The organism is Dechloromonas denitrificans (genome assembly GCF_001551835.1).
Lineage (GTDB): Bacteria > Pseudomonadota > Gammaproteobacteria > Burkholderiales > Rhodocyclaceae > Azonexus > Azonexus denitrificans.
Window position 1 is genome coordinate 50,159 of sequence record NZ_LODL01000021.1, and the last position, 19,491, is coordinate 69,649.

Here is a 19,491-nt window from a genome sequence, read left to right on the forward strand (position 1 = left end):
AAACATCCGGCAACCGCCGCCCGGCAAGGCATTCGGCTAAGATACGGCGATGACTCTGCGCCGCATTTCCAACAGCCTGGTGACCCGACTGATTTTGTTCGGGATCGCGCTGGTCATTGCCGGCGCCGTGGGCCGCTATTTTCTGCTCGCCAAGTTTATCCGGGAGGATCTGACTGCAGTCGTCTCGGCCCAGCAACTGGCGCTGGCCGAAGCCGTCGCCCGGGATGTCGATTACAAGATCGTGGACCGGCGGCGGCTGCTAGACCGCCTGGCCATGACCCTGCCAACAGCCTTGCTGCAGCAGCCGGAGAAATTGCAGGCCTGGCTGGCCGAGCGCTACCAGCTCAACCCGGTGTTCTCGCTCGGCCTGGTCGTCGCCGATACCGACGGCAAAATCATTGCCGACTTTCCCCGGCTGGCCGGGCGCCGGGGTTCGTCCATTGCCCAGAGTCCGGATTTCCAGCGCGCCCGCAGCGGCAAGGCCGGCATCGGCAAACCGCAGATCGGTCCTTTTTCGGGACAAGCGGTACTGCCCATGGGTGTCCCGCTGACCGACAGCCGGGGCACGGTGCAGGCCGTCCTGATCGGCATAACGGCGCTGGCCACGCCGGATTTTCTCGACCGGATTGCACAGGGACGAATCGGCGAAACCGGTGGCTTCCTGCTGGTCTCGCCCAGGGACCGGCTGTTCGTCGCCGCCGGCGATCCCGGACTGGTCCTCAAGCCGACCCCGGCCGATGGCGTGAACCCCTTGCATGATCGCGCCATGAACGGTTTTCGCGGCAGCGGCGTGACCACCAATGCCAAGGGCGTCGAAGAACTGTCCGCCATCGTCGGCGTACCGAGCACCGGCTGGTTCGTCGTCGCCCGGCTGCCGACGGCCGAAGCCTTTTCCCCGGTCGAACGGGTGCGCGGCTTGGTGATTCGCCACAGTTTCACCGCCATCGCCATTGTCCTGTTTGTCGCCGGCTTCTTCATCCGCTGGATGCTGCGCCCGCTGCACCATGCCGCCAATCTCGCCGACCGCATGACGCACGGCGAGATTCCGCTCGAACCGCTACCGATCGTCCGCAACGACGAAGTCGGCCACTTCACCCAGGCCTTCAACCAGTTGCTGGCCAAACTGAGCAACAGCCAGGCCGAACTCGAGCGCATGGCCCATCACGATGCACTGACCGGGCTACCCAACCGGACGCTGCTCGCCGACCGAATGCAACAGGGTCTGGCCCGTGCGCAGCGCAATCACACTCGTATCGCCCTGCTCTTTCTCGACCTCGACGGTTTCAAGCCGATCAACGACCGGCTCGGGCATGGCGCCGGCGATCTCGCCTTGCAGGAAATCGCCCGCCGCCTTTCTGGGGTGATCCGACAATGCGACACCCTGGCCCGCATCGGCGGCGACGAGTTCGTACTACTCGTCACCGATCTCGCCGACCCGGCGGAAGAAGGCGTCGCCCGGCTGGCCAAGAAATGCATCGCCATCGTCTCCGCCCCCTTGCAGCTGGAAAACACCGCCTGCACGCTGGGCGTGTCGATCGGCATTGCCCTGAGCGATGGCAGCACCAATCCCGATCAGATCCTGATCGCCGCGGACAAGGCGATGTACGAGGCGAAGAAAAATGGCCGGGGCGGTTATGTCATCGCCACCGATGCCGCTTCGCTGACTAACCGGGGCTAGGCCAGCTCTTCTCTTCAGGAGGCAAGACCGCATGCAACAACAGATTCACTTCATCACCCTCGGCGTCGCCGATCTCGCCCGCAGCCGGGCTTTCTACAAGGCGCTCGGCTGGCAGGAATCGTCGGCCAGCCAGGAGGCGATTGCCTTCTATCAGGCCGGCTCGCTGGCCTTTGCGCTGTTCCAGCGCGAGGCGCTGGCCGAGGATGCCAATGTGCCGGCGGCCGGGAGCGGCTTTGCCGGCTTCACATTGGCCCACAACGTCGAATCCGAAGCGGCCGTGCTCGCCCTGCTCGACGAAGCGGTAGCGGCCGGCGCGACACTGGTGCGACCGGCCGACAAGGTGTTCTGGGGCGGCTTTCGCGGCTATTTCGCCGACCCCGACGGCTTTCTCTGGGAAGCCTGCTACAACCCGTTCGTGACGCTCGAGGCCGACGGGTCACTCCGCCTGCCTTAGCGCCCGCCGCCGGCCTTGGGCTTTTCGATGGCCGGCAAGAAAGCGGTGAGCAAGCCGATCAGCGGCAGGAAGGCGCAGACGTTGTACACCGTCTCGATGCTGGTCGCATCGGCCAGTTGGCCGAGCAGTGCGGCGCCAATACCGCCCATGCCGAAGGCAAAGCCGAAGAACAGGCCGGAGATGGCACCGACCTTGCCGGGTAGCAGTTCCTGGGCGTAGACCAGGATCGCCGAGAAGGCTGAGGCGAGAATCAGGCCGATGATCACCGAGAGCACGCCGGTCCACAACAGCCCGACGTGCGGCAGCAACAGCGTGAACGGGGCGACGCCGAGGATGGAAACCCAGATCACTCGCTTGCGGCCAACCCGGTCGCCGACCGGGCCGCCGAGCACGGTGCCGGCGGCGACGGCGAAGAGGAAAGCGAACAGGTACATCTGGGCGTCGTGCAGCGCCAGGCCGAACTTGTCGATCAGGTAGAAGGTGTAATAGCTGCTCAGGCTGGCCATGTAGAAGAACTTGGAGAACATCAGCAGGCCGAGGATGGCCAGCGACCAGCCGATCTGGCGCCGGCTCAGGCCGTTGCCGGCGTGCGCCTTCATGCGCTTCTTGAAATTGGCGACGTGGTGGCTGGACCAGCGCCCGACGACGCTGAGCACGACGACGCCGACCAGCGCAAACAACGAAAACCAGGCGGCGCTGCCCTGGCCGTTGGGGACGACGATCAGCGCGGCGAGCAGCGGGCCGATGGCCGAGCCGAGGTTGCCGCCGATCTGGAACACCGACTGCGCCAGGCCGGGCTGGCTGCCGGCCGCCATGCGGGCGACGCGCGAGGATTCCGGGTGGAAGATCGAGGAGCCGACGCCGATGGTCATCGCCGCCAGCAGCACGGCGCCGAAGCTGCCAGCCTGCGAGAGCAGCAGCAGGCCGACCAGCGTGAAGCCCATGCCGAGCGGCAGCGAATACGGTTTCGGCCGGTGGTCGGTGTAGAGACCGATCAGCGGTTGCAGCAGCGAGGCGGTCAGCTGGTAGGCGAGCGTGATCAGGCCGATCTGGGCGAACGACAGGTGCAGGCCCTGTTTGAGCATCGGGTAGATGGCGAGCAGCACCGACTGCATCATGTCGTTGAGCAGGTGGGCGAAACTGATCGCGGCGATCACCGGGTAGGCGGTGTTGTTCAGCGCATCGTGGGTCGGCGGCGCGGCCAGTGCTTTTTCCATGGGGACAGGTGGCGAAGGATGGAGCGGGCAGTCTAGAATGACCGCTTCGCGCATGTCCTGACAAAAAATATCGTGAATCAGACAATCTCGGTCGAGGCCATGGGCATCGCCCACGATGACGAGTACCAGACCCTGCCCCACCCGGTTACCGCCAAGGCGCGTAATTACCGGGGCGGCGAAACACCGGTCCATAGCCACCCGCGGGCCCAGCTGCTCTATGCCGGCAGCGGCGTCATGCGGGTCGAGACCGAGGCCGGCTGCTGGGTGGTGCCACCGGTGCGCGGCGTCTGGATACCGGCCGCCACGGCGCACCGGGTGATCATGCTCGGCGCCGTCGAGATGCGGACGCTGTACATCCGCCCCGATGCCGCCCCCGGCCTGCCCGAACAGTGCTGCCTGATCGAAGTCAGCCCCTTGCTGCGGGCGCTGATCCTCGCCCTGCTCGACGAACCGCTGGCCTACGACCGCACTGGCCGGGCCGGCCAGATCGCGGCGCTGGCGCTGAGCGAACTGCGCTTCCTGAAAATTCCGGCCCTGCATCTGCCGATGCCGGCCGACCAGCGCCTGCATCGCCTCTGCCAGCAACAGATTGCCCGGCCGGACAGCCGCGACACGCTGGAGACGCTGGCCGGCCAGCAAGCGACCAGCAGCCGGACGCTGGCCCGCCAGTTCCAGCGCGAAACCGGCATGAGCTTCCGCCAGTGGCGGCAGCAGGCCAGCCTGGTCGAAGCGCTCGGCCATCTGGCCAATAATATGCCGGTGGCGCTGGTTGCCGAAAAACTCGGCTACCGCAGTGCCAGCGCCTTTACCGCGATGTTCCGGCGCAGCCTGGGGGTCGAGCCGCGGCGCTATTTTTCCGGGGAACTGGCCGACGTGCCAAGCTCGCCGTTACAGCCTCCGAGCTGAAATCAATCTTGATAGGGAGTACGACATGGCACTGGCGTGGACCGATTCGCTGAACAATATCGACTGGGCTGAACTCTCCGCCCTTTACCAGGCGGCGGGCATGGGCCTGAAGCAGCCGGACGACCTGGCCACGGCCTTCGCCAACAGCCGTTACCGCTGCTTCGTGTTCGAGGCCGGGCAACTGATCGGTGCCGGCCGGGCCCTGGCCGATGGCGTCGATTGCTCCTACCTCTGCGATATCGCGGTGCGCCCAGCCGATCAAGGGCGAGGCCTCGGCCGGCAGATCGTTGGCCGGCTGGTCGACTGCTCGCGCCAGTACCGGAAAATCATCCTTTACGCCGTCCCCGGCAAGGAGGATTTCTACGGCCAGTTCGGTTTCCGGCGGATGAGCACGGCGATGGCCATTTTCGAGAACCCGGCCGATGCCGAGGCGCGCGGACTGCTGCGGTAGACCGCCCTTTTTCGGCAAAAACCGGCTCAGCTTCGGCGGAAGGCCCGCACGCCGAGCAGTACGCCGACGACCAGCAATGCGATGCCGAGCGCACTGCTTGGCGCCGGCCATTCGCCCCGCCAGGTGTAGGCATAGGCCAGCGCGGCCAGGGTTTCGAAGACGATCAACTGCCCGGAAAGCGCCGTCGGCAACAAGCTGCTGGCGCGATTCCAGAGCAAGGTGCCGAGCCATGATGCACTCAGGCCGAGAAGCAGCATCAGGCCGATGAATTTCGCCGGTTGCGGGCCGAGCGGCCAAGTAAAGTCGGCCGGCGCCGGCATGGCGAGGAAGACGAGCAGTGCCAGCGGCAAGGTGGCCAGCCCCTGCGCCGTCGCCCAAGTGCCCGAGGCCAGTTGGGGCCGGGCCTGCAGCCAGGCCGCATTGCGGATCGGATACCAGGCCCAGCAGGCGACGGCGCCGACGGCGAAGAGGCCGCCGAGCAGGTAGTCGTCCAGGCTGCGCCCGCCATCGAGCCGGCCAATTTCGTGCCGGTTCACCAGCAGGATGCCCAGGGCCACCACCACCAACGGCGGCAGCAGTCGTCGCCAGGCGATGCCACCCCGGCCGAAATTGGCGCAGACGGCAATGACGATGGGCAAGGTGCCGATCAGCATGGTCGGCAAGGGGGCATCGGCCAACTGGATGGCCGAGGCGAGCAGGCCGTAATAAAGCAGGTTGCCGATCAGCGCCAGTTCGAAGGCGCGCGCCCAGTCCTTTCGGTCGAGCTGGCCCAGGCGGCGCCGGTCGCGCAGCGCCAGGGGCAGCGCGATCAGGCCGAAGGCCAGGTAGCGGCCGACGGCGAGGAGCAGTGGCGGATAGTCGATCAACATCAGGGGGACGACGAAAACCAGCCCCCAGGCCAGCCCGGCGCCGAGTGCACAGGCCACCCCGGGCAGCAGCGCCGCGGCGGGCAGCGACTTGGATTTCACCGACGGCAGGTTCAGCGCGTTTCGTCCACGATCTGCCGCATCCGGCCTTCGATCTCGCCGGCCAGCCGCAGCAGGTCGGCGTTGCCACCGATGGCGGCGAACAGCGCTTCCGGCCGGATCAGGCCGATCTTGGTGGCGCCGTCCTCGGTATAGACCGAGATTCGCCAGGGCAAGGTCAGGGCGAGGCGGAGGTCGGCGGCGAGCATTTTTTCCATGTCGCGGTAATTGCAGATGTCGAAGACCTGGCAATCATCATCGAGCTCGATTCCCTTGCGGCGCAGGGTTTCGCTCAGGTCGTGGCGATGCAGGACGACAAAGCCGAGGCGCTGGACGACCGGCTCCAGGTCGAAGGTCGCCTCATAGAATGACTTGCTGCTTTCGACGATGTAAAACACGAACTCCCCTTGGTGCTGAAACCGGAAAAAAGCGAATGATAGGGGAGAAGCGGAGCTTTCCGGCGATGCCTGCGGTCGACTGCCGCAAAAAGCCGAAAATGCGGCGGCGGGCAGGAATGTCCGCCCGCCGGTGGCCGGGGAAAGGCCGCATGCTGCGACGCCCCGGCCGGAGACGGTCAAACGCGATACTGGCTGACGATATTCCGCATTTCCTGGGCCAGCTGGACCAGTTCATCGGAGGTATTGGACGTGGACTGCGCGGCGGCGCTGTTTTCCTCGGTCATCTGGGCGATTTTCTCGACCTGCTGGGCGATGTCGGTGCTGGCGACGCCCTGTTCGCGAATCGAACCGGTAATGTCGCTGACCATCTCAACGGTATCGCGCGAGCCGCTGCCGATTTCCTGCATCGCGCTGCTCGCCTGCTCGGCATAACCGACACCGGTCGTCACCGCGCCTTCCACCGTCTGGATGCTGAGCACGGCAGCCTGGGAACCGGCCACCATTTGCTGGATGGTAGCGGCGATTTCCTGCGTGGACTGGCCGGTGCGCTCGGCCAGCTTGCGCACTTCATCGGCCACCACGGCAAAACCACGGCCCTGTTCGCCGGCCCGCGCCGCCTCGATCGCGGCATTGAGCGCGAGCAGGTTGGTCTGGTCGGCAATTTCCTTGATCACGGCCACAATGCTGCTGATCTTCTCGCTTTGCAGTTCCAGTTCGGTCAGCTGGCCCGAGGCATTCTTGACCGTCTGGGCAATGCCGTTGATCGATTGGACGGTATCGCCGATGATGCCCTCGCCCTTCTGCGCCAGCGCCCCGGCATTGGTGGACAGACGCCGGGTCTCTTCGGCGCGGTCGGCCACGTGATTGACGCTGACCGTCATTTCCTCGACCGAAGCAGCCATGCTGGACGCCGCTTCGCTCTGATAGCTGGAGGCGACGGACATTTCGCGGGCAGCGGTCGACACTTTCTGGGCCGCGGCATTGACCGACTCGGCATGCTGGGAAATCTGGCGGAAGCTTTGCTGCAGGCGCTGCAGCAAACCGTTGAAGGCGTGGGCCACCTTGGCCAGTTCGTCATTGCCGCTGACCTTGAGGCGGGACGTGAAGTCGAGTTCCTGTTCGACGCGCGAGAACATGCTGACCATAGTGTCCAGCGAGCCGGAAACATGGCGATAGATGATGAAGCCGATGGCGGCGACCAGCAAGCCGACCAGGATCACCGAGGCAATGACCATGTTCCGGGCGCTCTCGTAGGTCGCAAAGGCTTCCTTCGCTCCCCGGTCGGCCAGCACCTGGTTGTACTTGACATGCTCGATCAGCGCCACATTGAGGCCATCGATGATCTCGCGCGCCTGATTCGTGATCTGCAGGCCCTCCTCGCGCTTGCCCTGGCGGGCGGCGTCGAGGAACTTCTCGGCGAAAGCAGCATATTGCTCGGCCAGGCGCTTGTCAGTGGCGAGCAGCTCGCGATCCTTGTCATCGCTGAGCAGTTTTTCATAACTGGCCAGCGCGCCGCGCATTTCGTCCAGGCGTACCTTGAAGCGCTTCTCCAAAGCGGCCAGCTTCTCGGCGTCGGTTTCGATCAGCATGCTGAGCAAAGGCGGCCGGGCCCGGAGAAATGCCACCTGCGCGTTCTGCAAGGTGGTGATGCTGGGCAGCAGCACCTCGTTGGTCTCGCGCACCCCCTGGTTGATATTTACGATCTGGTAAAGGCTGAAACCGCCGACGCCGACCAGGCCGGCAATCGCCAGGCCGATCAACAAAATGATACGTGTAGCAATAGTCATAAAATCCCCATATCCCCAAGAATGAATCTAGTTTGATTTATATCAACAGCGGCCGATGATAGCCCGTCCAGGTGACGCTGACCAGTATGGACTCATGGCCAAAATTAATAAATAAACACTTATATAACAACGAATTATTTACTGAAATAATCCCGTACATTGCATCCGGGTACTCCTCGCCCGCTTCCGACAATCAAGAAAAAACCAAGGACTCGGCCGTAACATTTTGTTAAATTTAAATAATTAGCCAAATCTCACGGTCAATCGCCCAGTTTCCAAGCGCGGCCCATTGCCAAGGGCCAGCCACCACATCGACCGATGCTAATATAGAACATTGTTCGCAGGCTGATGCAGCCCGAACCGCCGGAGCCGCATGGTGAAAAAATCTTACTGGATCGTCCTGCTGCTGGTTTTCCTGGTCGGGCTGGACTGGTATATCCGCGCGCCGGATGCCCGTTCCCGGCAATTGAGCAGCGCCATCGAAGCGCAGGCCAGCCAGGAACTGAAGGACTATCCCTACCAGTTCAAGGTACTCAAGGTCAGCGGCGACACCGCCTATCTGAGCACGCCACGCAGTTTCGAGGTACCGGCCTTCTGGGCGCTGGCCGCCCTGTTCCCCGACATCGACACCAAGAACGCCAACAACCTGGCCTTTATCGCGGCGGAACAACGGCTCGGCCGGGTTCAGGCCGAAGCCCACGCCATCGTCCTGGCCCAACCCGGCGTCAAGGAGGTCGCCTGGGAACTCGACCGCGAGTGGCTGAAACGCCATTTCATCGAAGTCCCCGCCAAATAGCCTGACCGCCCAATTGCTGCGGTGCACCGCCCGGACAGCACAAAATTTGCGCTCGGCCCCGGCTCCGGGTCTAATACCGCCCGGCCCGCAGCGAAGAAATATTTCCCGGGGCCAGCGCAATCCTTAGTGCAAATGCAAAATGCATCATAAAATGGCGCACTAAAATTTTCCGTGCAGTGCAGCAATCCCGATTGCCACTGCGGCCGGAACTGCATCGGACGAATCAAGGGGCAATGTTGGGACTACTCGAAAAATTCAAGGCGCTATTCAGACGCAAGGACGCCTTGGCCTTTCCGGAAACGATCGCCCCGGAAGAAAGCTCGGCCGAGCGCCGCCAGCGCACCCGCCTCAACGCCCGCGAAGGGACGCGGGTACTGATCATCGACGATTCGAAAACCATCCTCGCCGTCCTCAAGAAATTCCTCCGCTCGGCCGGCTACGAAACCATCGAAGCGCTGGATGCCGAAAGCGGCCTCGAACTGATGCGCCAGCATCGGCCGCAACTGGTCTTTCTCGACATCATGCTGCCCGGCATGAACGGCTTTGCCGCCCTTCGCCAGATTCGCCGCGACCAGCAACTGCGCGATACGCCGGTGATCATGATGAGCGGCAACGAACAGGCGATGGAAAAGTTTTTCGGCACCCGGATCGGCGCCGACGACTTCATGAAAAAGCCCTTCTCGCGCTATGAAGTATTTTTCCGGATCGAGCGCCTGCTCGATGAAAACCTGATCCCGAAACGCCTGCCGCCGCCTTCCGCCCTCGGCCCCGCCTCGCGGCTACCGCTCTGAGCGGCCCCGGCGCGCCCCCGCGCCGCTAACGCAAGACCGAGGCGTAGCCCTCTTCCGCCAGCACCTGGCGCACTGCCGGCCGGGTCAGCAGCCGGCGGTAATGGGCCAGACAGTTTTCCGGCAATGGAATGCCGATCCGCTCGGCCCAGAACTCGACATAAAACAGCGCCGCATCGGCAATGCCGAACTGCGCGTCGACATAGTCCCGCCCTGCCAGTTCGCGATCGACGATGGCAAAGCCCTGGTCGATGATCTGCCGGCCCTGCGCCTTGACCGAGGCATGGTCGCCACTGCTCGGCGCAAAGCGCTCGGTCGTGAAGATGCGGGCAAAGCCTTGCGTATGCAGGGTATGCACCGCGTAGTTCATCAGGCCGAGGGCACGCACCTCGCCGGCCAGCGTCGCCGGCAGCAACTGGCGCTTCGGGTAGCTGCGGGCCAGCCACCAGGCAATGGCCGAAAACTCGGTCAGGGCGGTGCCATCGTCGAGCACCAGGGCCGGAATGCTGCCCTTAGGGTTGATCGCCAGATAATCGGGCTTGTACTGGTCGCCGGCCAGCAGATTGACGATATGGGCCTCGAAAACCAGACCGCATTCTTCGAGCAGGATATGGATGCCCGTCGAGCACGAGCCGGGCGTCATGTAGAACTTCTTGCTCATCGCATCAGGCCGCCGCCAGGACAGCGACCAGCGCCTCGTAACCGCCGTCGACGCTGAACACCCGGCGGAAACGGAAATCGACGAACATCTGGGCGAAGGTCTGGCTGGCGTTGCCGTGATAGCAGTAGATGATCACCGGCTGCTCCTTGGCCAGCCGGCGGAACCAGCCCGCCAGCCGATCCTCGGCGAGATGGGCGGCACCGGGCAGATGGCCGCGCTGGTAGCTGGCAGTATCGCGCACATCGAACACGGTGGCCGCCGGCTCGGCGGCGATCAAGGCCAGGGCCTGGGCTGCGGGGATGCGTTGGTAGTTGGTTGGTTCAGCGAGGCTCATGAATATCGACAGGAATTGGCTGGGGTAACGGGTCGACGCAAGAGCAATGCCAAGTGGCGACCCGGCCAGCAGCCTTGGCAAGCGGCCTGTTGCCTGGTCACGGCAGCGTCGCTTGTTGCTTTTACGACAACTTGGCGTCGTCGCCGACACGCCGGCAAGCCGCCGACAAAAATGACATCGTCACCACACAGGCGGCAGCCGTATAATCGTTTGGCATTTTTTTCCATTTATCGCAACCACTCCGGAAGCGCCGCATCGTATCTTGCCGACCGCAATGCCGGCGCCCACGACGCCCCGCCGCCGGCGATCCCTTCCAAGGAAATCATGACCTCACCCTGCTCCGCAAAGCGCCTCAGCCAACTACTCTGTGCGCTGACCCTCGGCCTTGCCAGCCAGTTCGCCCTGGCCGCGACCGAATGGCAACTCAACCCGGCTGGCAACGGCCTGGGCGGCGCCAGCCGCCTTTCGGCGCTTGATGTCGGCGGCGTCGGCTACGTGCAGATCCTGCCGAGCAGCACCGATCCGACCGGCTTCAATTTCATCGAACATGGTGCCTACCAGGCGCTGCAGTCCGACAAGAGCACACCCTTCGGCGCGCAGGATCTGACCATTACCTACACCGTGATGGGGCACGGCAGCCTGCTCAACCCGTTCGCGCTCAGCTTCACTTCGGGCAGTATCAATCTCTACGCCGACCGCAATTTCGATTTCGCCAGCACGACCGGCAGCTATGGCGCCGACAACGGCAACCGCATTGCCAGCTTCAGCGTTTTCGGTGGCGGCCTCAACGCCAACGGCATGGTCAGCGTCCAGGCCAATGCCGTCGCCGGCAGCGTGCTGGCCGGCTACCTGTTCGCCGCCGACGGCAGCGACCTAGCCAAGCGCAACAACGTGCTGATGAACCTCGGCGTCTTCAACCAGCAAACGACCCCGGACAGCCTGCTGGTCGCCGAGGTGGTCTGCGGCATGGCAGGCTCGACCGGCGCCGGCTGCAACGGCACGCCCTTCGTTAACACGCCGTTCGCCTACACGGTCAAGGATGGCGGCTACGCGACGATCTCCGCCGTACCGGAGCCGGAAATGGTGAGCATGCTGCTTGCCGGTCTCGGCCTGATTTCCGTCGTCGCCCGCCGGCGTCGGGCAGTGGTCTGAATCAGTTTCCCCTGAAGGTTTGCCGCCAGGCTTGCGGCGAGACACCGAAGGCCTGGCGGAAATGATGGCGCAGCGAAACCGGCGAACCAAAGCCGGCGAGCAGCGCGACCTGTTCGACCGGCTGTTCGCTGCTTTCGAGCAGGCGCTGGCAAAGGGCCAGGCGCTCGCCGAGCAGCCAATGGCCGACCGTACTGCCGGTCAACGCCCGGAAGTGGCGCGTAAAGCTGCGCCGGCTCATCAGCGAGCGGGCGGCCAAGCTGTCCAGCGTATGCGGCAGTTGCAGATTGGCCCGGACCCAGTCGATCAGGCCGGCCAGTCGTGAATCGTGCGCCGTCGCCGGCAAGGGTTGTTCGATGAACTGGGCCTGCCCGCCCTGCCGGTGCGGCGGCACGACCAGCCGGCGAGCAACGCGGTTGGCGCTTTCGGCGCCGAGACGCTGGCGCAGCATGTGCAGGCAACAGTCGATGCCGGCGGCGGTCCCGGCCGAAGTGAGGATATTGCCGTCATCGACATAAAGCACGCCGGGATCGAGGTCGACCGCCGGATAGCGTTGTGAAAAGTCACGGGCATAGGCCCAGTGCGTCGTCGCCCGCCGCCCGGCCAGCAGGCCGGCCTCGGCCAGCACATAGGCGCCGAGGCAGAGGCCGACGAGGCGGGCGCCGCGTCGCTCGGCCGCGCTCAACGCGTCGAGCAGGGCGGGCGGTGGCCGTTCGGCCGGGTCGCGCCAACTGGGCACGATGATGGTATCGGCCTCGGCCAATGCCTCCAGGCCATGCTCGATGACCAGGCTGAAGCCGGCCGTCGTCCGTAGCGGCCCGCTCTCTGCCGCGCAGACCCGCAGCTGATAAGCCTCACCCCCTCCCGGCTCGGCATCGCCGAAGACGACGCAGGGCACGGCCAGATGAAACGGGCTGATGCGGTCGAAGGCGACCACGGCGATCAGATGTTGTGACATTTTTTCGGCACCGGAGAGCTTGCTTGCACTTGGCCCGATCTTAGCGGTTTTTGTCATTCGAGCCACTCACCAATTATTAGGCCAAGGCCAATAATCGCTGCACATTCACTGAACGGAGATCAACCATGTTGCCAGCCAGCCAACGCGCCCTGCTCGTCATCGACCTGCAGAACGACTATTTTCCCGGTGGCAAATTCCCGCTGTGGAACAGCGAAGCGACGCTGAGCAAGGTCGAACGGGCGATCGGCAGGGCCCGTGCCGCCGGGATGCCGGTCATCCTCGTCCAGCACATCGCCGATCCCGGTGCCCCGTTTTTCGAGCCCGGCAGCAGCGGCGCCGAGTTTCACCCGGCCATTCGCGCCGCCGCCCCCGACGCCCCGATTGTCGTCAAGGCCTTTGCCGACAGTTTTCACCAGACGACGCTGCAAGAAACACTGGCCCGACTGGGCGTTGGCGAACTGCTGGTCTGCGGCATGATGACGCAGAACTGCGTCACCCATACGGCGATCTCGCCCGCTGCCGACGCCTACCAGGTCAGCCTGGTCGCCGACTGCTGCACGACGGTCAGCGAGATCCTGCACCTGATTGCGCTGAAGGCGGTTGCCACCCGGCTCAAGGTAGCACCGGCCGAGAGCCTGTTCTAGTTGCTGCCGTGGGCTGGCCCGGGAGGCGTTAGAATGCCTCCCCGCTCAGCCCCCAATCGCCCCCGAGGCGCGCCGCCATGACCCAGGTTCTCACCCCCTACTCCGATGCCGCCGCCAGCGACGACATCCTGAACAACACCAAGGTCTGGCTCGAACGCGCCGTCATCGGCCTCAACCTGTGCCCGTTCGCGAAGAGCGTCTTCGTCAAAAAGCAGGTCCGCTACGCGTTGACCGCAGCGACGACGGCCGATCAACTACTCGCCGAACTGGAGCACGAGCTGACCCTGCTCGCCGAAACTGACCCGGCCGAACTGGACACCACGCTGCTCATCCATCCGCAGGCGATGACCGACTTTCTCGACTATCACTTCTTTCTCGGCGAAGTCGAGGCGCTGCTGCGCAACCTCGAGTTCGACGGCATCTTCCAGATCGCCAGCCTGCACCCGCAATACGAATTCGCCGGCAGCGAACCGGACGATATCGCCAATTTCACCAACCGCTCGCCCTACCCGACGCTGCACCTGCTGCGTGAAAGCAGCATCGACCGCGCCGTCGCCGCCTTTCCCGATGCGGCGGACATCTTCGAGCGCAATATCGAAACCATGGAAGGCCTGGGCCACGAAGGCTGGAAGAAACTCTGGCTGGTTTGAGCGCGGCATTTTTGCCCGGCCGGGCCGGTCGACCGCAGGACTCGGCATCGCCGCCGCTCAGAAGGCCAGATTGAGCGAACCAACGACCACCTGGTCACTCGCCCCCGGATTGAAGCAGTACACACCGAGCGTCAGATGCTTGACGGTCACCTGGGCGAAGGGGCCGCGCTGAAAGTCGCGCTCGCCGCCATACACCCGGGTCCGCTGGCCGGCCAATCCGACACGCAGCCAGTCGACCGGACGCAGGCCGAGTTCGCTCCAGGCATAGGTATAGCTGTCGCTGTGCGCGGTTTTATCGCGTACGTATTCGGCCTCGACATAGAAATCAAACGCTCGCCAGGCGACAGCGGCTTCGAATCCGGGAATCACGGCCTGGGTCTCGCCCCAGGCACCACCGAGCAGTGGCGTCAGCTTCCAGGCCAGCGCCTCGCCGCCGGAAAAATTCCAGCCGACGAAGGCAGAGCGGGCACCGACCGACTCGTAGTTGTAGCGGGCTTCCAGATGCAATGAACCGCGCTCGGCGATTGCGATGCCCGAGGTGTAATTGTCGCCGCCCCGCACCTGGGTCGGATAGGCGGTGATGGAAAAGGCCCAGGCCGGTTCGGCGGCGGTGGCTGGCGGCTCGGTGGCTATCTCATCGCCGGCCAGGGCCAGCGTGGCACGGGCAAGCACAGCCAGCCCGATAATCGATTTCAGCATCGGCGTCAGCCTCCCAGGGCGATGATGGCGACGACGAGCGCCGTGCCCAGGCCGGCCATCATCAAGCCGACCTTCCAGCTGCCGTAGCCGGCGAAACGGCCAAGCGCAAGACCGCCGAGAAAAAGCATCAACAGGGAAATGCCGCGCGACACCGGCAACGCCACCCCGATATCCTGGATCAGCAGGAAAGGCAGGACAACCGGAAAAGTTGCGCCCACCACGATCAGGAAAATCGCCAGGGCGGCCAGCAGGTCGTCCCCGGTCAGCCTTGGCCGGAGCGGCGGCGATGGCAGCCCGGCGATTCGGCTGCGGATGGCCTCAAGCTCGGCCGGCGCGACCAGCCCGGCCACGGCCTGCGACAGAGAATCCTTGACCAGCCGGCGACCGCCTGCGGCGTCGGCCGCCTTGACCGAGCGCACCAGTGTCAGCTGGCGGCCACGGTCGGCCACGGTGCGCACCAGGTACATCACGGCATCGACCAGGCCCCAGGCCAGGTTGCAACCCAAGGCGGTGACGAACATCTCGCGCACCTCGTCGCGCCCGGCACCGGCGACCGTCACGACGCCGATGAAGGTGAGCGCCATGAACAGTCCGAACAGCATTTCGGACACCCGGTCGACCACATTGAGCACTGGCTCACGGGATGCTTTCTCGATGGAATTTGTTTCGGTCATGTCTATCCCCAAAACATGCTGCATACAATCCGGCCTGCGCCACCTGTTCACAAAACATTGCCAATCATCATACGCCACAGCCTCGAGCGCCAGCAGCCAGCCGAACTGGGTCAATAGAGCGAAAGTGCGAGCCAACTCGGGGTCATTAGCCAGGTATCGCTTATGTAGTGCATCCAGATTCACTGCCCATTTTTGCCTTGGCAGGCAGGTCGACCGCAGCGCTCAGGAATCGCAGGCAGGAGCCTGCCCGGATCTACTCGGCAGCCTTTTCAGCGCCGACCGTCCGGCTCAAGGTGAGCGACAGCCATTTGAGCAGGGTTGCATAGAGCGCATCAGGATCAACCGGCTTGGCAATGAAGTCGTTCATCCCCGCTTGCTGACAGGCAGCACGGTCATCATCGAAGGCATTGGCGGTCATTGCCAGCACCGGCTTTGTCTCCCAGCCCGGCAGACGGCGGATGATACGGCAGGCCTCCAGCCCCCCCATGTTCGGCATCTGCATGTCCATCAGGATCAGGTCGAAGTCGCCGGAGCGCGCCTTCTCGATTGCCACCAGGCCATCCTCGGCGGTCTCGACATGCATGCCCACGCCATGCAGCAATTCCAGCGCGACCTCGACGTTGATCTCGTTATCCTCGACCAGCAGCAGACGTGCGCCGGCATGCCGGCGCCGCAGCGCACGGTCGGCCCCCTCCTGCGAACGATCCTCCCGGCACATGACGCCATGACCGCGCTGGAGCCAGGCGGTGAACCAGAACACGCTCCCCTGGCCGGGCTGGCTTTCCGCCCCCGCATCGCCGCCCATCAGGAGAGCCAGGCGCTTGGTAATGGCCAGACCGAGGCCTGTCCCGCCAAACCGGCGAGTCGTGCTGGCGTCGGCCTGTGCAAAATCCTGGAACAATCTCGATAGCTTTTCGGCTGGAATACCGATTCCCGTATCCCGCACCTCGAAGCGCACCAGCAATTTGCCATCCCGTTCTTCGAGCAATTCCGCCCGGATGGTAATAGTGCCGTCTTCCGTGAACTTGACCGCGTTGCCGGCAAAGTTGAGCAGCCCCTGGCGAACCCTGGTCAGGTCGCCGCGCAGCCACAAGGGGACATGGTCGCCATCGATCTCGATCTTCACGCCCTTGTCGCGCGCGGAATCGGCAATCAGCGACTGAACATGGTCAAGCACCTGCTCGAGTGCAAAATCCTTGTCTTCCAGCGTGAATTTTCCGGCCTCGATCTTCGACAGGTCGAGAATGTCATTGATGATGGAAAGCAAATGCTTGCCTGAGGCATCGATTTTGTCCAGACGCTCGGCTTGCTCGACCGTCGGTCGATCCTTGCGCAGCAGATGGGTCAGGCCGATGATGGCATTCATCGGCGTACGGATTTCATGCGACATGTTGGCGAGAAAGGCACTCTTGGCGAGGTTTGCATCCTCGGCACGTTTCTGCGCCTCGGCCAGTTGTGCCGTGCGCTCCACCACCTGCCGTTCAAGTCCGGTGTGGTAATCGGCAAGCTCGGCTTGCAGGCGTTTGCGCTCGGTGATGTCCTCGATCACCGAAATGAAGTAATCCGGCGAGCCGTCGCTCTTCCAGGTCAGCGCGACGGTGAGATCGATCCAGACGAGCGAGCCATCCTTGCGCAAATAGCGCTTCTCCAGCGAGTAGGTCTCGATCTCGCGGTCCAGCATCATCTGCAACTGCCGGAGATCGGTGTTGAGGTCATCCGGATGGGTGATGTCCTGAAAGGTCTTGTTCAGCAGTTCGTCTTCGCCATAACCAACGATGGCACACAGCTTGTGATTGACCCGCAACCAGCGACCATCGGGTGCCACCAGCGCGATCCCCACCGCTGCCTGCTCGAATGTGGCGGCAAAACGCCGCTCGCTTTCCAGTCTGGCACTCGTCGATGCATCAAGCTGGTCGTGCGCCGCAATAATTTCAGCAACATCCAGTACGGGCATCGGTTGACCGGCCGGCGTACTCAGCGCCATGAGCTGTTGGCCCAGACGACGGGCGAAAAAAGTTCCTCCCACAAGGCCAAGCAACACACTGAGGAGGATTCCGGCCAGCAGGAGCGCCCCCGTCTCGATCATCTGCGTGCGCCGCAGGTCGCGCGGAGTTTGAAGGACGACCGACCACGGTGCCTGTTCCAACTTGGCGGTGAATCGCCCTTCCGGAGCGGTATTTTCTTCAGGCTTGAATCCCGGGGGAGCGCGCCGGGCAATATCGGCACCGGTACCATCGACCAGGGCCAACGACCAACCCTCCGGCAGCGCGACACGATCAAGGCGCCGCCTGAATTGATCGATATCGATCGTCGTCAGCATCAGATGAGTGGCCTTGCCATCACGCAGCACCGGTACCGCGATGGCGACCAGCAGGACATTGGCGACCGGCCCGACGACAATATCGCCGACTTGCGGGCGCCCTGTCTCCAGCGCCAGCGGCGCTGCTGTCTTACCCTTGGCGACAGGCAGCCTGGGCAGCGAGGCACCAAAAGGCCAACGGGTATTGAAAAGCATCTGCCGATCGGTATCGGCAAAGATGACATGGCTCTCGAAACCTTCGAGATAACCCTGCGCCTCCCGATAAAGCTCCGACCAACGCTGGGGCTCATCGACCATACCGGACATGGCCAGTATCTGCAGTCCTCTGATCCGTGCCCGCAGATTCTGATCGATCGCCATTGCCACATTCTGCGCCCGATCTCTCGCCTCGCGCGCACGCTCCTTGTCCAGCGTCTGTATATGGTCGAAGGCCAGCCATGCTGCAAACAGCACCACGGGTGCCATGCTGAGCCAGATCAATCGAGCTAGAAAGACGGATAACGGGCGCTGTTTCACGGTTCGATTGATTTTATTTGCTTGTTTTGGACAAGGTCAGGTTTGAAACCAGGAATACAGGGTATCGCCGTGGCAACTTTGGTCAATACTACAAAAGCACACCCCGTTAACCAGCAGAGTATTCATATGGCAAATTGGTTCAACAAGACAGAAGCATAACCCGCATCTCGAAGCCCAGGCTGCCAACGCGGTGCTAACTCACAAAGCGGTAACCAACGCCTGATTCAGTAAGAATGAATTTGGGCCGCGTTGGATCATCCTCGATCTTTTTCCGGACATGCCCCATATAGACACGAACATAGTGGCTGTCCTCGATATGGGATGGCCCCCAGACGGCCTTCAAGAGCTGGCGATGGGTCAGGACCGAATCCGGATTGGCGATCAGGTAGGCGAGTAGCCTGAATTCGATCGGAGTCAGGTGCACCGGTTGGCCATCCTTTTCGACAACACGCTTGCCGAGGTCGACGCGAACATTGCCGAACTCGAAGACAGCTGTTCCGCTGCCCCCCGAGCGGAAACGCCTTCTCAAATGCGCCCGGACACGAGCCAGCAATTCGGCCGCGCCAAACGGCTTGATCAGGTAATCATCAGCCCCGGCATCCAGTGCGGCCACCTTGTCGGCTTCGGCCGTGCGGGCGGAAAGCACGATGATGGGAATTTCCGACCAGGTCCGCAGGTCACGGATCAGATCGATCCCGTCGCCGTCCGGCAAGCCGAGATCGAGCACCACCAGGTCCGGCTGCCGGGTACCGACCTCGATCAGGCCGCGCGCCACCGAATCCGCCTCGTAGACTTCCAGATGCTCAGCTTCCAGCGCCAGTTTGATGAAGCGGCGAATCTTGGCCTCATCCTCGACAACGATTACCGTCGGGGTGGCTGTAGTCATTCAGTGAACCTCCTCGCCCTCGGCAATGTCCTCGGCATCGAGCAATGGCGGGTTGCCTTTGGGCAAGGTGAAGATGAAGCGCGCACCGCCTTGCGGCCGGTTCTCGGCATGAATTTCTCCGCCATGGGCTTCGACAATGGCCCGACAAATGGCCAGCCCGAGGCCAACCCCCCGGGTGGCGCCTTCCGGCTGGCCGCGTTCGAATTTCTTGAAAATCACTTCTTCTTTCCCTTCGGGCAAGCCGGGGCCGTTATCGTCGACCCAGACCTCGATCACCCGCTCCTGAACATTGGCGCCAATTTCGACAATGCTCCCGGCCGGCGTGTATTTGACGGTATTTTCCAGCAGGTTGTAGATCACCCGCTCCATCAGGACGGAGTCGATATTGACCAGCGGCAGGTTGTCATCGAGCGAGACCTTGATCTGGTGCTCGGCAAAGGCCCGCTCCAGCACTTTCAGGGCACTGACGACCACCTCCTCCAGCGGTTGCCATTGCAGGTTCAACTCCACCCGGCCCGACTGAAGCCGCGCCATGTCGAGCAGGTTGTTAACCTGGCCGC

The 19,491-nt window shown here is 63.3% G+C and carries 21 protein-coding genes; 9 read left to right on the top strand and 12 right to left on the bottom strand.

Annotated elements, in window-relative coordinates:
• The first annotated feature begins 49 nt into the window (after window positions 1-49).
• Together AT959_RS11310 and AT959_RS11315 are read left to right on the top strand one after the other, a co-directional pair.
• On the top strand, window positions 50-1,678 hold the full coding sequence (locus AT959_RS11310) for a sensor domain-containing diguanylate cyclase (protein WP_066883162.1): 1,629 nt from the start codon (window positions 50-52) through the stop codon (window positions 1,676-1,678).
• 31 nt (window positions 1,679-1,709) lie between these two features.
• Window positions 1,710-2,132: a VOC family protein gene (locus AT959_RS11315; protein ID WP_066883164.1), complete on the top strand. Its 423-nt coding sequence runs from the start codon at window positions 1,710-1,712 to the stop codon at window positions 2,130-2,132.
• Here AT959_RS11315 and AT959_RS11320 read toward each other — a convergent pair.
• Window positions 2,129-3,349, bottom strand: a complete 1,221-nt coding sequence (locus AT959_RS11320) for an MFS transporter (RefSeq protein ID WP_066883165.1) — start codon at window positions 3,347-3,349, stop codon at window positions 2,129-2,131. The genes AT959_RS11315 and AT959_RS11320 overlap by 4 nt on opposite strands.
• Window positions 3,350-3,421: 72 nt before the next feature.
• On the opposite strand from AT959_RS11320, the gene AT959_RS11325 reads away from it, so the two are divergent.
• Together AT959_RS11325 and AT959_RS11330 are read left to right on the top strand one after the other, a co-directional pair.
• A complete protein-coding gene (locus tag AT959_RS11325; protein ID WP_205629900.1) occupies window positions 3,422-4,255 on the top strand; it encodes an AraC family transcriptional regulator in 834 nt (277 codons plus the stop codon).
• A gap of 25 nt (window positions 4,256-4,280) precedes the next feature.
• Entirely contained in the window at window positions 4,281-4,706 is a 426-nt protein-coding gene (locus tag AT959_RS11330) for a GNAT family N-acetyltransferase (protein ID WP_066883169.1), read from the top strand.
• 26 nt (window positions 4,707-4,732) lie between these two features.
• On the opposite strand, the gene AT959_RS11335 is transcribed toward AT959_RS11330, so the two are convergent.
• From AT959_RS11335 to AT959_RS11345, 3 genes are all read right to left on the bottom strand, one after another.
• Window positions 4,733-5,674, bottom strand: a complete 942-nt coding sequence (locus AT959_RS11335; RefSeq protein WP_420806643.1) for a DMT family transporter — start codon at window positions 5,672-5,674, stop codon at window positions 4,733-4,735.
• An 11-nt stretch (window positions 5,675-5,685) separates the two neighbouring features.
• Window positions 5,686-6,069 carry a DUF302 domain-containing protein gene (locus AT959_RS11340; RefSeq protein WP_066883171.1) on the bottom strand — a complete coding sequence of 128 codons (384 nt, stop codon included), beginning with the start codon at window positions 6,067-6,069 and terminating at the stop codon, window positions 5,686-5,688.
• Window positions 6,070-6,245: 176 nt separating this feature from the next.
• Complete coding sequence (locus AT959_RS11345; protein ID WP_083518358.1) at window positions 6,246-7,856, bottom strand: methyl-accepting chemotaxis protein; 1,611 nt, start codon at window positions 7,854-7,856, stop codon at window positions 6,246-6,248.
• Window positions 7,857-8,229: 373 nt separating this feature from the next.
• Here AT959_RS11345 and AT959_RS11350 point away from each other — a divergent pair, with 373 nt between their 5' ends.
• Together AT959_RS11350 and AT959_RS11355 are read left to right on the top strand one after the other, a co-directional pair.
• Entirely contained in the window at window positions 8,230-8,652 is a 423-nt protein-coding gene (locus AT959_RS11350) for a hypothetical protein (protein ID WP_066883175.1), read from the top strand.
• Window positions 8,653-8,885: 233 nt separating this feature from the next.
• A complete protein-coding gene (locus tag AT959_RS11355; protein ID WP_083518359.1) occupies window positions 8,886-9,443 on the top strand; it encodes a response regulator in 558 nt (185 codons plus the stop codon).
• 25 nt (window positions 9,444-9,468) lie between these two features.
• Here AT959_RS11355 and AT959_RS11360 read toward each other — a convergent pair whose 3' ends face one another.
• On the bottom strand, window positions 9,469-10,101 hold the full coding sequence (locus AT959_RS11360; protein ID WP_066883177.1) for a glutathione S-transferase family protein: 633 nt from the start codon (window positions 10,099-10,101) through the stop codon (window positions 9,469-9,471).
• 4 nt (window positions 10,102-10,105) lie between these two features.
• Entirely contained in the window at window positions 10,106-10,435 is a 330-nt protein-coding gene (locus AT959_RS11365) for a thiosulfate sulfurtransferase GlpE (protein ID WP_066883180.1), read from the bottom strand.
• Window positions 10,436-10,759: 324 nt separating this feature from the next.
• On the opposite strand from AT959_RS11365, the gene pepA reads away from it, so the two are divergent.
• The gene (pepA, locus tag AT959_RS11370; protein ID WP_157651281.1) at window positions 10,760-11,587 is read left to right on the top strand and encodes a flocculation-associated PEP-CTERM protein PepA; all 828 of its coding nucleotides are present in this window, start codon (window positions 10,760-10,762) and stop codon (window positions 11,585-11,587) included.
• Between the two features lies 1 nt (window position 11,588).
• On the opposite strand, the gene AT959_RS11375 is transcribed toward pepA, so the two are convergent.
• Window positions 11,589-12,542, bottom strand: a complete 954-nt coding sequence (locus tag AT959_RS11375) for a helix-turn-helix domain-containing protein (RefSeq protein WP_066883184.1) — start codon at window positions 12,540-12,542, stop codon at window positions 11,589-11,591.
• A 125-nt stretch (window positions 12,543-12,667) separates the two neighbouring features.
• On the opposite strand from AT959_RS11375, the gene AT959_RS11380 reads away from it, so the two are divergent.
• Window positions 12,668-13,186, top strand: a complete 519-nt coding sequence (locus AT959_RS11380; RefSeq protein ID WP_066883186.1) for a cysteine hydrolase family protein — start codon at window positions 12,668-12,670, stop codon at window positions 13,184-13,186.
• Between the two features lie 77 nt (window positions 13,187-13,263).
• Window positions 13,264-13,836 carry a DUF1415 domain-containing protein gene (locus AT959_RS11385; RefSeq protein ID WP_066883188.1) on the top strand — a complete coding sequence of 191 codons (573 nt, stop codon included), beginning with the start codon at window positions 13,264-13,266 and terminating at the stop codon, window positions 13,834-13,836.
• A 57-nt stretch (window positions 13,837-13,893) separates the two neighbouring features.
• On the opposite strand, the gene AT959_RS11390 is transcribed toward AT959_RS11385, so the two are convergent.
• The 5 genes from AT959_RS11390 to AT959_RS11410 all read right to left on the bottom strand — a co-directional run.
• Entirely contained in the window at window positions 13,894-14,535 is a 642-nt protein-coding gene (locus AT959_RS11390; RefSeq protein ID WP_083518361.1) for a hypothetical protein, read from the bottom strand.
• Between the two features lie 5 nt (window positions 14,536-14,540).
• On the bottom strand, window positions 14,541-15,209 hold the full coding sequence (locus AT959_RS11395; RefSeq protein ID WP_066883190.1) for a VIT1/CCC1 transporter family protein: 669 nt from the start codon (window positions 15,207-15,209) through the stop codon (window positions 14,541-14,543).
• A 253-nt stretch (window positions 15,210-15,462) separates the two neighbouring features.
• A complete protein-coding gene (locus AT959_RS11400) occupies window positions 15,463-18,045 on the bottom strand; it encodes a hybrid sensor histidine kinase/response regulator (protein ID WP_157651282.1) in 2,583 nt (860 codons plus the stop codon).
• Window positions 18,046-18,238: 193 nt separating this feature from the next.
• Window positions 18,239-18,931 (bottom strand): two-component system response regulator KdpE, encoded by a 693-nt coding sequence (gene kdpE, locus AT959_RS11405; RefSeq protein ID WP_066883194.1) that lies wholly within the window; start codon window positions 18,929-18,931, stop codon window positions 18,239-18,241.
• Window positions 18,932-19,491: ATP-binding protein (locus tag AT959_RS11410; protein ID WP_240481812.1), on the bottom strand; the 560-nt coding region annotated here is incomplete at its 5' end.

Bases quoted from the DNA above. Each gene is read 5' to 3' on its own strand.
- AT959_RS11365 (WP_066883180.1), bottom strand. From the start codon at position 10,435: ATGAGCCTCGCTGAACCAACCAACTACCAACGCATCCCCGCAGCCCAG.
- AT959_RS11345 (WP_083518358.1), bottom strand. From the start codon at position 7,856: ATGACTATTGCTACACGTATCATTTTGTTGATCGGCCTGGCGATTGCC.
- AT959_RS11360 (WP_066883177.1), bottom strand. From the start codon at position 10,101: ATGAGCAAGAAGTTCTACATGACGCCCGGCTCGTGCTCGACGGGCATC.
- AT959_RS11375 (WP_066883184.1), bottom strand. From the start codon at position 12,542: ATGTCACAACATCTGATCGCCGTGGTCGCCTTCGACCGCATCAGCCCG.
- AT959_RS11310 (WP_066883162.1), top strand. From the start codon at position 50: ATGACTCTGCGCCGCATTTCCAACAGCCTGGTGACCCGACTGATTTTG.
- pepA (WP_157651281.1), top strand. From the start codon at position 10,760: ATGACCTCACCCTGCTCCGCAAAGCGCCTCAGCCAACTACTCTGTGCG.
- AT959_RS11350 (WP_066883175.1), top strand. From the start codon at position 8,230: ATGGTGAAAAAATCTTACTGGATCGTCCTGCTGCTGGTTTTCCTGGTC.
- AT959_RS11390 (WP_083518361.1), bottom strand. From the start codon at position 14,535: ATGCTGAAATCGATTATCGGGCTGGCTGTGCTTGCCCGTGCCACGCTG.
- kdpE (WP_066883194.1), bottom strand. From the start codon at position 18,931: ATGACTACAGCCACCCCGACGGTAATCGTTGTCGAGGATGAGGCCAAG.
- AT959_RS11355 (WP_083518359.1), top strand. From the start codon at position 8,886: ATGTTGGGACTACTCGAAAAATTCAAGGCGCTATTCAGACGCAAGGAC.
- AT959_RS11385 (WP_066883188.1), top strand. From the start codon at position 13,264: ATGACCCAGGTTCTCACCCCCTACTCCGATGCCGCCGCCAGCGACGAC.
- AT959_RS11315 (WP_066883164.1), top strand. From the start codon at position 1,710: ATGCAACAACAGATTCACTTCATCACCCTCGGCGTCGCCGATCTCGCC.
- AT959_RS11380 (WP_066883186.1), top strand. From the start codon at position 12,668: ATGTTGCCAGCCAGCCAACGCGCCCTGCTCGTCATCGACCTGCAGAAC.
- AT959_RS11320 (WP_066883165.1), bottom strand. From the start codon at position 3,349: ATGGAAAAAGCACTGGCCGCGCCGCCGACCCACGATGCGCTGAACAAC.
- AT959_RS11395 (WP_066883190.1), bottom strand. From the start codon at position 15,209: ATGACCGAAACAAATTCCATCGAGAAAGCATCCCGTGAGCCAGTGCTC.
- AT959_RS11330 (WP_066883169.1), top strand. From the start codon at position 4,281: ATGGCACTGGCGTGGACCGATTCGCTGAACAATATCGACTGGGCTGAA.